Annotated in this window: 8 protein-coding genes; 3 read left to right on the top strand and 5 right to left on the bottom strand. The window is 68.3% G+C overall.

What is annotated here, in order from left to right:
• A partial coding sequence (locus tag U9978_RS19110) for a DEAD/DEAH box helicase (protein WP_322762506.1) occupies positions 1–713 on the bottom strand: 713 nt, incomplete at its 3' end.
• Between the two features lie 56 nt (positions 714–769).
• Positions 770–2,056, bottom strand: coding sequence for an acetamidase/formamidase family protein (locus tag U9978_RS19105; RefSeq protein WP_322762505.1), 1,287 nt, complete (start codon positions 2,054–2,056; stop codon positions 770–772).
• A gap of 301 nt (positions 2,057–2,357) precedes the next feature.
• On the opposite strand from U9978_RS19105, the gene U9978_RS19100 reads away from it, so the two are divergent.
• Positions 2,358–3,440, top strand: a complete 1,083-nt coding sequence (locus U9978_RS19100) for an XRE family transcriptional regulator (protein ID WP_322762504.1) — start codon at positions 2,358–2,360, stop codon at positions 3,438–3,440.
• Positions 3,441–3,525: 85 nt separating this feature from the next.
• Here the strand turns inward: U9978_RS19100 and U9978_RS19095 are convergent, their stop codons facing one another.
• Positions 3,526–5,622, bottom strand: a complete 2,097-nt coding sequence (locus U9978_RS19095; protein WP_322762503.1) for a hydantoinase/oxoprolinase family protein — start codon at positions 5,620–5,622, stop codon at positions 3,526–3,528.
• Between the two features lie 385 nt (positions 5,623–6,007).
• On the opposite strand from U9978_RS19095, the gene U9978_RS19090 reads away from it, so the two are divergent.
• Together U9978_RS19090 and U9978_RS19085 are read left to right on the top strand one after the other, a co-directional pair.
• Positions 6,008–9,739 carry a multifunctional oxoglutarate decarboxylase/oxoglutarate dehydrogenase thiamine pyrophosphate-binding subunit/dihydrolipoyllysine-residue succinyltransferase subunit gene (locus tag U9978_RS19090; protein ID WP_322762502.1) on the top strand — a complete coding sequence of 1,244 codons (3,732 nt, stop codon included), beginning with the start codon at positions 6,008–6,010 and terminating at the stop codon, positions 9,737–9,739.
• A gap of 109 nt (positions 9,740–9,848) precedes the next feature.
• Positions 9,849–10,025, top strand: coding sequence for a DUF6104 family protein (locus tag U9978_RS19085; protein WP_322762501.1), 177 nt, complete (start codon positions 9,849–9,851; stop codon positions 10,023–10,025).
• 49 nt (positions 10,026–10,074) lie between these two features.
• Here the strand turns inward: U9978_RS19085 and U9978_RS19080 are convergent, their stop codons facing one another.
• Both U9978_RS19080 and U9978_RS19075 read right to left on the bottom strand, forming a co-directional pair.
• Positions 10,075–11,049, bottom strand: a complete 975-nt coding sequence (locus U9978_RS19080) for a zinc-binding dehydrogenase (RefSeq protein WP_322762500.1) — start codon at positions 11,047–11,049, stop codon at positions 10,075–10,077.
• Positions 11,050–11,815: 766 nt separating this feature from the next.
• Positions 11,816–13,075 carry an NADP-dependent malic enzyme gene (locus tag U9978_RS19075; protein ID WP_322762499.1) on the bottom strand — a complete coding sequence of 420 codons (1,260 nt, stop codon included), beginning with the start codon at positions 13,073–13,075 and terminating at the stop codon, positions 11,816–11,818.
• Positions 13,076–13,177 lie beyond the last annotated feature (102 nt).

Here is a 13,177-nt window from a genome sequence, read left to right as displayed (position 1 = left end):
GGAGAATCATGATCGCGCGGCCGGAGGCCTGTCAGCTGTTCGGCGACATCGTCGGTGACCCTCGCGTTGGCGGTCGCCGTCGTCGCGAGAACCGGCACATCCGGGCGCAGCCCTGCGAGCAGCGTGCGCAACCGACGGTAGTCCGGCCGGAAGTCGTGCCCCCAGTCGGAGATGCAGTGCGCCTCGTCCACGACGACCAGACCGGTCGTGGCCGCGAGTTCGGGCAGGTAATCGTCACGAAAAGTCGGGTTGTTCAACCGTTCGGGACCGACCAGGAGCACGTCGAGTTCGCCGGCACGCAGCTGCGCGTAGACCGCGTCCCACTCCGTCACGTTGCCCGAATGGATCTCGCCGGCCCGGATGCCGGCCCGCGCCGCCGCGGCCACCTGGTTCCGGATGAGCGCGAGCAGCGGCGAGACGATCACCGTCGGGCCGGCACCGACCGATCGCAGCAGGGCCGTCGCGATGAAGTACACGGCGGACTTGCCCCAGCCGGTCCGCTGGACCAGCAGGACCCGACGGCGCTCGGCGACCAACGCACGGATGGCCTGCCACTGGTCCTCCCGCAGGCGCGCGGTCGGACCGGCGAGCGTGTGCAGCAGCGCCTCGGCCCGTGCCCGCAGGTCGGCCCCGGCGTCAGCGGTCTGACCGGGGTCTGTCTGACCAGGGTCGGCCTGACCAGGGTCGGTTGGTGGGCGCTGTTCCACTGGCATACGACCTTCGTACCGCACGCCACCGACAAACCCGCCAGCCGCCGGGTCGCCCCGGGTCAACCCGCATCCTCGCCACCGCCCGCATCCGGCACGACGCTGCGCGGCCCATCAGCGCCGGCTGGATCCGGTCCGCCTTCTGCCGCCGGGTCCGGCCCGTCCCGGGGCTCATGCGAGTCAGCGGTCGGGGCGACCCGTCCGAATGCGGGGCGTACCAGCCGAGGCTTGGCGATAGCCGGCTCGCCGAAGTCGGCCCGGCGAATCCGGCAGTAGGCCGTCCGGGAATCGCCGGCCGCGCGGCCGATACCGAAGGTAGCCGCCGCGGACAGGTACGCGAACGCGTCGGCCCGGTTCATGCCGAGTCGGGTGGACAGAAAGAGCAGGGCCGAGCGCGTTGCCCGGCGCACGGCATCCGTGAGATCGGCGTGTGCCCCCATCGAAATCCAATGGGTGTCGGTCTCGACGAAAGGTTCGCGCAGCGCTCCGAGAGCGGACCGAGCGGCGGATTCCTTTACCACGGTCAGCCGGAAGGTCGCGCGCAGCGGCCCTTCAAGCGCAACCATGGCGATCTTTCCTTCACCCGACGAATAATGCGGGTCACCGACGGCAAACAGCGCGCCGGGGACCCCCACCGGAAGAAACAACCGGGCACCGACACTCAGGTCCCCGCAGTCGAGAGCTCCGCCATGTGTTCCGACCGAGGTCGAACGAACCGGACCGGCACCGTCGATCGCCACCGACATGATGCCCATGAACGGCGACAGCGGAAAACGCACCTTCCGGCCGCCGGCTCCACCCAGCGCCCCGAAAAGCCGGCCCCGGCGCCGTTCGACGGTACAGAAGCTGCTCGTCGTCCGGAAAGCCGTCCAGTTACGGGCATTCGCGTCGGGACCGGGAGGGTCGCCTTCGGGGAACTCCCCGGCGAGCAGCCCCGCGCCGTGACGGGTCGACACAACGCCATACCTGGCTCGAGGATGCAGCGAAACCACATCCACCCGCAGCACGTCACCGCGCTCAGCACCGTGGACGAACACCGGGCCGGTCACCACGTGTGGACCGTCCACGCCGAACCGATGCGGGATACCAGAAGAAGCGATCATGCGGGCGTCGTCGAGAACCTCGGAAGTCGCGACACCGAAGCCGGCGAAGAAGGCGTCCGGGTCACGCCCCTGGTCGTCGAGGATCCCCTCCTGGCTGACCGTGTCGACCGTCACCGTGGCGCCCGACTCCACGCTCAGCACGGGCCGGGTCTCGGCAGTAGGCAGGTGCCCCCACCTGACCGTTTCCGGGGTGGACGGCAGGTAGTGCTTTCCGTCCACTTTTCCCTTGCCGGGCTGCAGCGCCACTACTGCGCTACCACCGAGGCATCCGGGGCCGCCGGCGGCGCCCGGGACGACAAACCCGGTCAAGGCCGCCAGCCGTCTCGGACACCGGGCCAGGACGGCTCCCCGTCAAGGAGCCTCGCCCTGCGAACTGGTCATGACGCGGCACGGGCGTCAGATTCGCAGTGAAACATGACACATCTGTTTCTGCCGTGTTCCAGTCCCACTCATTCCCGCTCGACCGACCTCGTCCATCTCGGCGGTCCACCCTGTTGACCGCTGGCCACCGGAGGGATGATGTGGGAAAATCACACACGTGGAGCCTGTGCAGCAGTGGTCGGAGGTTGGCGAACGGGTCCGGCAAGCCAGGCTCGCAGCCGGTCTCACCCAGGCAGACCTGGCCTCGAAAATTGATCTCGAGAGATCCGCGCTCGCGCGGGCCGAAGGCGGATCCCGTCGGCTCGATGCCCTGGAGCTGTTTCGGCTGTCTGATGTTCTCGGCCTGCCCCTCGCCCACTTCGTGACCCGCCCGCCAGCAGCGGTGGTCTCCCGGCGGACCGCGCTCGTGGACGAGTCCGACCGTGCGGCCCAAGAGCGGTACCTCGTCGACACCGACCTCGAGACTCACCTACGTGAGACCAGGTGGCTTGTCGATCACGAACTTCTGGTTCCGCCGCAGCTGCCAGCGCCCACCCCTGCAGAAACGACCCACGACGCCCGCAGTCTTGCGCAGGACATTCGCCGGGTGCTCGGCCTCGCCCCGACTCAGCCTCTGGATTCACCCACTGCTGCCTGTGAGACATTCGGTTTGTATCTCCTGGTGGTCGACCGGGATGCCGACGGAGCAAGCCTTCTTTCCGACCGATTCGGAGTGGCGGTCGTAGGAGGACGCCCCGCACCGGGACGACGCCGCTTCACCGCAGTCCACGAACTCGGCCATCACCTACTCGGCGATGCCTATCACAGCGATGTCGGAGTGGCCGCATCCCTGGATGATCGAGAACAGATCGTCCACGCGTTTGCCGCGGAACTGCTCCTACCCGAATCCGCGATACTCGCCGGTTGGGAACGATCCGGACCCGTAAGAACCCGGTTGATATGGATTGCCGGTACCTACCGGGTGTCCTGGTCCGTTGCGGTCAGCACCGCGCGCCGACTTGGTCTGATCAATGCCGAGGAAAGTCAGAGCGTACGCGCGGACACGCCCCGCCGGGGTGACTTCATCGCCACGCTGGGCTCCGAACCAGCAGCGGATCTGCCTGTCGGTGAGGTCGGACCTGCCTGGCGCCAAGCAGTTCTCGCCGGATGGACCGCCGGCCTGCTGACCGCAACCCGGACTGCCGAGCTGCTGCGTTCCATGATTGACGCGGACGAACTCCCCGAAAGAAACATCGAGCCCACTCCATGACGTTACCAACCAGCCCCGGAGCAGACCCCGTTCCGGGGACGGCACTGATCCTGTCCACCATCGATATTTCCTGACGGAAATGATCTTAACGGCGGGTGAGGAGGAGGGAGCCGACCGCGTCCACCTCGGCGGTCCAGCCGGCACGCACCAGGCAGGTCGCCTCGGTGAACTCGACGATCGCCGGCCCTGCGACACCGTCGCCCGGCCCCAACCCCGCGCGGGGCACGACATCCACATCCTGCCAGGAACCATCCAGGTACACAGAGCGCCGGCCGCGCACCGCGGCGGGATCGGCGGCCGGTGCGGTCAACCGAGGGCGCCGACCCGGCACTGTCGTGACCATCCGCACGGCCACCACCTCGACAGCCCGGCCGGGCGCCGCATGCCCGTACCTGCGCATGTGCTCGGTCTCGAAGGCCGCCCGTACCCGGCTGGTGGAAACACCGTCGCCGGCTCCCGGCAACCCGCCGCCGGACGCGGCCACGATCGTCAGCTCATGCGACTGGCCGGTATACCGACAGTCGACCAGTAGTTCGACCGTGAGCGCGGGCAGGTCCGCGGGCTGGGCATCTCCGGCTGCGGTCCTGATCAACTCGGCGAAGGCCGCGGCCAGGTCGACGTCGGTGAGAAGGCCCCGCACCGCGCGCAGGTAGTCCCGACGGACATCGCCGAGGGCGAGGCCCAGCGCGGACAAGACGCCGGCGGCCAACGGCATCAGCACCCGGCGCATCCCCAGCTCCTCGGCCAGCGCGCAGGCATGCATCCCGCCCGCGCCGCCGAAGGCCACCAGGGTCAGGTCCCGCGGGTCAAGCCCACGTTCCACCGAGACCACCCGCAGCGCCCGGACCATCTCCGCGTCGGCAACGGCGACCACACCGGCCGCCGCGGCCACCGCAGCCAGGTCTCCCCCGGTCGTCCCCGATGCGCTCGTCCTCAATTCCACACCGAGAGCTGCCAACGCCGTGTGGGCGGACGCGCGCGACAGGATGACCTCGCCGCCGAGGCTCGCGCCGTCGGCCAGATAGCCGAGCATCAGGTCCGCGTCGGTCACCGTGGGCTCCGCGCCCCCGCGGCCATAGCAGGCCGGGCCGGGATCGGCACCAGCCGAGCGTGGCCCGACCCGCAGGGCACCCCCGGAGTCCACCCATGCCACCGACCCGCCGCCGGCGCTCACCGAGTGCACGTCCACCGTGGGCAACGTGATCGGTATGCCGGCCAGCACCGACTCGGCGGTGATCTGCGCACGTCCCCCCAGCACCGGCGCGACATCGGTGGACGTTCCGCCCATGTCGAAGGTAAGCAGATCGGCCACGCCCGACAGCCCCGCGACGTAGGCGGCACCGACCACTCCGCCGGCCGGCCCTGACAGCACGCATGCCGCGGCGTGAGCGGCTGCGGTCCCGAGCTCCACCACCCCGCCGGAGGACTGCATGACCATGGGCGCCGGCAGCCCCGCGGCCACGCACCGGCGGGCGAGGGCACGCAGGTAGGCCGACAGCGTCGGCGTCAGGTAGGCGTCGGCGACGGTGGTGGCGAACCGCTCGTACTCCCGGAACTGCGGGAGGACCTCGTGCGATGCCACTACCGTCACCCCGGGCAGGCTGCTGCGTAACAGGTCGGCGACCTGGCGTTCGTGCTCGGGATGGATGAAGGAGAACAGCAGGCACACGGCCACGGCCTGAAGATTGTCAACAGTCGCGAGCGCCGCGGCGACATCCCGCGGGCTGTCTTCGTCCAGCGTGATGATCACGCCGTCCGGCCCGGTGCGTTCCACGACGGTGTACCGGAGTTCTCGCGGCACCAGTGCCGGCGGGCGATCGCGGGTGAGGTCGTAAAGCGCCGGCCGGTTCTGCCGACCGATCTCGATGATGTCGGCGAACCCGCGGGTGGTCACCAGAGCGGTACGCGCCCCCCGCCGCTCCAGCAACGCGTTGGTGGCAACGGTGGTGCCGTGGGCGAAACGCTCGACCGTTGCGGACTCGGGAGCTCCGGACCCTGCGCTCTCGGGGCCGGTGCTCGCGGGACCGGTGGCGAGACCGGCGCCACGGACGGCGGCCAGGACGCCGACCGACGGGTCGGCGGGCACCGACGGCACCTTTGCGAAGACCAGCTGGCCGTCGTCGTCAACCGCGACCAGGTCGGTGAAGGTGCCACCCACGTCGACCCCGAGCCACACCGCCACGCGTGGATCCTCGCACGTCCCAGATCAAGTCCCGGAGCGCATCCCAGGGGGCGCGCGCTCGCGGCTGCATCCACCGCACATGCCATGCGAGCCACCGCACATGCCATGCGAGCCACCGCACATGCCATGCGAGCCACCGCAGACACCATGCGAGCCACCGCATATGCGTGGCGTATACACGGCTCATCCACCGTATATGCGTCATGAATGCCCGCATCGGGACGGTCCCTGTCACATCCTGGCACACTTCCCATGCCCGTGGCCTGTCTCACGGGTCACAGCGTTCGGACAGATCAGATGAAGCCGACGAGTAGCCTGAGCACACAGCAACGGAAGGGCCCTCACAGCGGGCCATAACAAAGGGTAGATAGAGGGGAACGCCCCCGTGACAGCACCGACGGTACCCGAGTCCGGACCCGACTTCGGCCCCAACGAGTGGCTGGTATTCGAGATCTACCAGCAGTATCTCGCGGACCCTGAGAGTGTTTCGCCGGAGTGGCGCGAGTTCCTCTCCGACTATCAACCGGGCGAGGTGAACGGGCAGCCGGGTACGACCGGGCCAGTCCCCCCGGTTGTCACAGACGCATCGGTACCGCAGCCGAGCGATGTGGGCGCAACGCCCACCGGCGCACGGAGTGCCGCAGCGCCCACCGGCGCACCGAGTGCCGCGGTGACACCCGTGCCGGCACCGGCACCGGCACCGGCACCGGCACCGGCACCGGCCCGGACATCCGGGTACCTCGCACCAGCCCCGACGAACGGCGTCCCGACCTCACCACTGCGTGGTGCCGCTGCTCGAGTCGTCGCCAACATGGAGACGTCCCTGCACGTCCCGACGGCGACCTCCGTACGCGCGGTGCCGGCCAAGCTGATCGCGGACAACCGGATCGTCATCAACCGGCATCTGGCCCGTTCCCGTGGCGGCAAGGTCTCGTTCACCCATCTGATCGGGTACGCGATGATCAAGGCGCTCGAGACGGCGCCGGCCATGAACCACTCCTATGCCGAGGTGGACGGCAAGCCGACTCTGGCCGCACCGGAGCACGTCAACCTCGGTCTCGCGATCGACCTGGTCAAGGGGTCCTCCCGGCAGCTGGTGGTGGCTGCGGTCAAGCAGGCCCAGGCCATGGACTTCAGCCAGTTCTGGCTCACCTACGAAGATCTTGTGCGGCGGGCCCGGACGAACAAGCTCACCGCCGACGACTTCGCCGATGTGACGATCACTCTGACCAACCCCGGTGGCATCGGCACCGTGCATTCGGTGCCGCGCCTGATGCAGGGTCAAGGGACGATCATCGGCGTCGGTGCCATGGAGTACCCGGCCGAGTTCCAGGGCGCCTCCACCGAGACGCTGGCGAAGCTGGCGGTCTCGAAGATCATCACGTTGACCAGCACCTACGACCACCGGATCATCCAGGGTGCGCAGTCCGGCGAGTATCTGCGCCGTATGCACCAACTGTTGCTCGGCGAGGACGACTTCTACGAGGGAATCTTCCGCTCGCTGCGCATCCCGTACGAGCCGGTGCGGTGGGTCACCGACATCACCTCGTCCCACGAAGGTGACCTCGACCACGGCACCCGGGTCCTCGAACTGATCCACGCCTACCGGGTGCGCGGACACCTCATGGCCGACACGAACCCCCTCGAGTTCGCCATCCGCAGCCATCCCGACCTCGACATCATCAGCCACGGCCTGACCCTGTGGGACCTCGACCGCGAGTTTCCCGTCGACGGCTTCGCCAGCCACCGTAGGATGACGCTACGCGATATTCTCGGTGTCCTGCGGGACTCCTACTGTCGTCGGGTCGGCATCGAGTACATGCACATCCAGGAGCCCGACGAACGGGGCTGGATCCAGCAGCGGGTCGAGCGGGCCGCTGAGCGGCCGGACCCGGCCGAGCAGCTGCACGTCCTCGAGCGCCTCGGTGCGGCCGAGGCGTTCGAGTCGTTCCTGCAGACCAAGTACGTGGGGCAGCGGCGGTTCTCCCTCGAAGGTTCCGAGTCGGCGATCCCGTTGCTCGACGAGGTACTCCAGCGGGCCGCCGAGGCGGGAATGGACGAGGTCACCTTCGGGATGGCCCACCGCGGCCGCCTGAACGTGCTGGCCAACATCGTCGGCAAGTCCTACCGGCAGATCTTCGCCGAGTTCGAGGGCTACGTCGACCCGCAGACCGCACACGGTTCGGGCGATGTGAAGTACCACCTCGGCGCGGAGGGCCTCTACAGCTGTCCGGACGGCCGCCAGGTGCGGATCTCGCTGGTGTCCAACCCGTCCCATCTGGAAGCGGTCGACCCGGTACTGGAAGGTGTCACCCGAGCCAAGCAGGACATGCTCAACAAGGGTCCCGAGGGGTTCACCGTCCTACCCGTGCTTGTCCACGGGGATGCAGCCTTCGCCGGCCAGGGCGTGGTCGCCGAAACGTTGAACCTTTCGCAACTGCGTGGTTACCGTACCGGCGGGACCGTGCACGTCGTCATCAACAATCAGGTCGGGTTCACGACATCACCGATCGCCAGCCGCTCGTCGGTGTATGCGACCGACGTCGCCCGGATGGTGCAGGCCCCGATCTTCCACGTGAACGGGGACGACCCCGAGGCGTGTGTCCGGGTCGCCCGGTTGGCTTTCGAGTACCGACAGGCGTTCCACAAGGACGTCGTCATCGACATGGTGTGCTACCGGCGGCGCGGGCACAACGAGATGGACGAGCCGTCGTTCACCCAGCCGCTGATGTACGACACGATCGCCACGAAGCGGTCCGTCCGCAAGCTCTACACCGAAGCGCTGATCGGCCGTGGTGACATCACGCTGGCCGAGGCCGAGCAGGCCATGAAGAACTACTCTGCGCAGCTGGAGAAGGCGTTCGCGGAGACCCGTGACACCACCCAACGCCCGGCTCGCGGGCCCAGGTTGGTGACGACGCCGGAGGAGGCCGCGGCCGCGGCCGCCGTGTCCACCGCCGTGTCCCTGGACACCATCAAGATGGTCATCGACACGCAGACCGCCCTGCCGGCCGGATTCACCGTCCACCCACGGCTGCGTCCGCAGCTCGAACGCCGGGCCCAGATGATCGCGACCGGAATGATCGACTGGGCGTGCGCGGAGACCATCGCGTTCGGTTCGATCCTGCTCGACGGTCGACCCATCCGCCTTGCCGGGCAGGACAGCCGGCGCGGCACCTTCGGCCAGCGGCACGCCGTTCTGGTCGACCGGCACACCGGTGAGGACTACTCCCCGCTGAAGTCGCTGGAGGCCGAGGAGGGCGCCGGCACCTTCTACGTCCACGACTCGCTGCTGAGCGAGTTCGCGGCGATGGGTTTCGAGTACGGCTACTCGGTGGCCCGTCCAGAAGCGCTCGTGCTGTGGGAGGCCCAGTTCGGCGACTTCGCGAACGGGGCACAGTCGATCATCGATGAGTTCATCGCGGCGGGTGAGGCCAAATGGGGCCAGCGCAACTCGGTCGGCCTCCTGCTCCCGCACGGCTATGAGGGTCAGGGCCCGGACCACTCCTCGGCCCGGATCGAGCGGTTCCTGTCGCTGTGCGCCGAGAACAACATGATGGTCTCCGCCCCGTCGAGCCCGGCCAGTTACTTCCACCTGCTGCGTCGTCAGGCGCTCTCGCCGGTGCGGCGTCCGGTGGTGGTGTTCACCCCCAAGTCGATGCTGCGGCTGAAGGTCGCGACCTCGACGGTCGAGGAGCTGACGTCCGGGTCATGGCGGCCGGTGATCGACGATGCCGGGATCAGCGACCGGGCCGGCGTCCGGAAGGTGCTGCTATCCGGCGGGAAGGTCTACTACGACCTCCTGGCCGAGCAGACCGCCAAGAAACTCCTCGACACCGCGCTCGTCCGGATCGAACAGCTCTACCCGACGCCGGTGACGGAGCTCGGTGACGTCCTGAAAAGCTACCCGAACCTCGCCGACGTGGTCTGGGTCCAGGAGGAGCCGGCCAACCAGGGCGCCTACCCCCATATGGCCATCCACCTGCCCGACGCCCTGCCCGCGGGGCTACGGTTGCGTCGGGTGTCACGCAAGGCGTCAGCCGCGCCCGCGTCCGGCTCCTCCTCGGTGCACGAGAAGGAGCAGAAGGCGCTGGTCGAGGCGGCGTTCACCGCATAGCGCTCCGGAGACTGCGGCCTCCGGGCGCGCGATCTGACGATCATCACACGCCCTTTGGCCCTCTGCGAGCGCCTGTCACAGGGACCGGGACCGGGAAGCGGAGCTGACGGTGTACTTCACCGACAGGGGTATCGAGGAGCTGTCGACGCGTCGCGGCGAGGAGACCGTGACGCTCGACTGGCTCGCCGACGAATTGCGCGCGTTCGTCGATCTGCATCCTCAGTACGAGGATGCAGTCGAGGAACTGGCCACCTACCTGGCCCGCCTCGACGACCCGGACGGCTGAGACCCCCCGCACGGCTGGGACCGGCCGGGACCGGCGGCTGACGGCGGCATCAGACGGTGAGGACGAGTTTGCCGAAGACCTCGCCGTCGGCCAGCTGCGCGAACGACGCGCGAGCATCGGCCAACGGTCGGACATCAGCGATGAGCGGCCGTAGGCCGACCTGATCGACCAGGGTCGCGAGATCGGCCAGCTCGTCCCGGGTGCCCATAGTCGAGCCGATCACCGACAGCTGCAGGAAGAAGATCCGGTTCAGCTCGGCCGGCGGGTTCGCTCCGCTCGTCGCGCCGGCGCACACGATCCGGCCGCCTGGGCGCAGCGCCCGCACCGAGTGTTCCCAGGTCGCCGCGCCGACAGTCTCGATGACCGCATCCACCTTGACCGGTAGCCGCGCCCCGGATTCGAACGCTTCGTCCGCACCGATCTTGATTGCCCGCTCGCGTTTGGATGCGTCCCGCGAGGTGACGAGAACGGTGTGGCCCGCAGCCTTCGCAATCATGATCGCAGCGGTGGACACGCCGCCACCGGCACCCTGCACCAGCACGGTGCCACCACCGGCGGGCGGCAACCCGGCCCGATTGACGACCATCCGATAGGCGGTCAGCCAGGCCGTCGGCAGGCAGGCTGCCTCCTCGAAGGACAGCGACGCGGGCTTGGGCACGAGGTTGCGCCGCGGTACGGTCACCGTCTCGGCAAGGGTCCCCTGATGCAGCTCCGAGAGCAGCGAGCGCCGGGGGTCGAGCGTCTCGTCGCCGCCACCCGCGGCCGGGTCTCCGATGACCGCGTGGACGATCACGTCCTCACCCTCCGCGCTCACGCCGGCCGCGTCACATCCCAGAATCATCGGCAACCGGTCCGCCGGTAGCCCGACACCGCGCAGGCTGAACAGATCATGATGGTTGAGCGCTGCCGCCCGGACTGCCACCGTCGTCCAGCCGTCGGGGACGGAAGGTTCTGGCCGCTGCGTGACAGCCAGACCGGACAACGGATCGTCGGGGCTCTGCGAGACGGCGCAAACAGCGAGCATCGGTACACAGTAGAGCCACCGGCGGATGCGATGCGGCAGCCACCGATGCGGCAGCCACCGATGCACAGGCGCAGCAGCGGCGGTTACAGAGAGATGACCACCCGACGGTGCCGCCGATCGGCAGCGCGAGACACAATCGACACCGAACCATAATCCACCCGACAGACAAACGATTTGATCACAACAAACAGGTAGGCATGCTCGTGAGCAGCGCGGCGCCCGTCGCGTGGCCGTCCAAACTGTGCTCCACTCTTCGATGTGGTGTCACACAAACAGGTACCGGTGACCGGTACGGGCTCGTCCCGATGGTTCCGCCGCAGACGGCACGCACCCGTCCTGGTAGCCGACCCTGCACCATCTGCACACACCGGCAACGACACGATCGTCATCGTTTCGGCGACGGACTTCGTCTCCTGTAGCTACAAAGGATGCGGGACGCTCCGGCCCTTGATGGACGCCTCCGAGAACCGCCCTTGCGCCGGCTGCGGACGTGTCTGATCGGAAAAATCGACCGGAACGTGGGCGCGCCACACCAGCCCGCTGGGTCTTTGGGAACGATGTGAATCTGGTGTTGTGGCAGGAGCATCAGATTCACATCGTTAAGAGCGACCGGCAATAGCGGTGTGGATCAAGAAACGGGGCCGGGACGCGTAGATCGCGAGGTGGCGGAGGGAGGGCACCCTGGTTGTGGGTGTCGGCCCCAGACAGCACCTGAGACGCCATCTGGGACCGTTGCCGAGATGCCACGGGGGGTTACCCCCGGCCGCTACCGCCGGGCGACTCCGTCGACGCGGGCCTGCTGCGCCACAGCGGTGGCGACCGCCGGCGCCACCCGGTCGTCGAACACGCTCGGGATGATGTGCTGCTCGGTCAATTCATCCGCGATCACCGCGGCGAGGGCGTTGGCCGCCGCCAGCTTCATCGGCTCGGTGATCCGGCTCGCGCGAACATCCAGTGCACCTCGGAACACGCCCGGAAAGGCCAAGACGTTGTTGATCTGGTTCGGGTAATCGCTTCGACCCGTCGCCACAACCCGTGCATAGCGGTGCGCGACCTCCGGGTCGACTTCAGGATCGGGATTCGCCATGGCGAAGACGATCGCCTCCGGCGCCATCGACGCCACAGCGTGCTCGGGCACCTTGCCTGACGACAGACCGATGAAGACATCGGCTCCGGCAAGCGCAGCATTGATCGAACCCGACAGGCCGGCCCGATTGGTCTCGGCCGCGACCATCGTCTTGATCGGGGTGAGATCGGAACGCCCCGTGTGCAGCATGCCACGACTGTCACCGACCGCAATGTCTCCGATGCCGGCCGCCAGCAGGATGCGGGTCACGGCCACGCCCGCGGCACCCGCGCCGGACACGACCACACGCAGGTCGGCGAGACGTCGGCCGGTCAGGCGCGCGGCGTTCTCAAGGGCAGCCAGCGTCACGATGGCCGTCCCGTGCTGGTCGTCGTGAAACACCGGGATGTCCACCCGACTCTGCAGCAGTTGCTCAATGGCAAAGCATCGCGGCGCGGAGATGTCCTCCAGGTTGATGCCGCCGAAACCGGGCGCCAACCGGACAATGGTCTCCACGATCTCCTCGACCTCGGTGCAGTCGAGGCAGATCGGCACCGCGTCCACGCCGGCAAAGTGTTTGAAAAGTGCGGCCTTGCCCTCCATGACCGGTAGCGCCGCGGCCGGGCCGATGTCGCCGAGGCCCAGCACCGCCGTGCCGTCGGTCACCACGGCGACCGCATTGGACCGCCAGGTGAAGTCGTCGGCGAGCCCGGGCTCGGCCGCTATGGCCATGCAGACCCGAGCGACGCCGGGAGTGTAGGCGAGCGACAGGTCCTCATGATCGTTCAACGCAACGGTCACAGCCAAGCCGATCTTCCCACCCTTGTGCAGGACAAAGGCGGGGTCGGTGTCGCGGCCGACCGATCCGGGCACGTCCGCAGGTGCGGCCGGCACAGCCGGTACCCGCGTGGACGGATCCGGCCCGGCCTGACCAACGGAATGGTCGGTTGTAGCAGTCATCACATACTCCCTCGGACGAGATGCCTCGACGGGTGGGAGGCATGGACGGCGAAGCCGGGGGTTGCCCGGGGATGCTGACCAATATGACACGCGGACCCACCC

Origin of the sequence: Protofrankia sp. Cr2, from assembly GCF_963555885.1 — a bacterium.
GTDB lineage: Bacteria > Actinomycetota > Actinomycetes > Frankiales > Frankiaceae > Protofrankia.
This window is presented reverse-complemented; position numbering and strand designations above follow the sequence as displayed.

Excerpts from the sequence above, each read along its gene's own strand:
- U9978_RS19075 (WP_322762499.1), bottom strand. The coding sequence starts at position 13,075 with ATGACTGCTACAACCGACCATTCCGTTGGTCAGGCCGGGCCGGATCCG.
- U9978_RS19080 (WP_322762500.1), bottom strand. The coding sequence starts at position 11,049 with ATGCTCGCTGTTTGCGCCGTCTCGCAGAGCCCCGACGATCCGTTGTCC.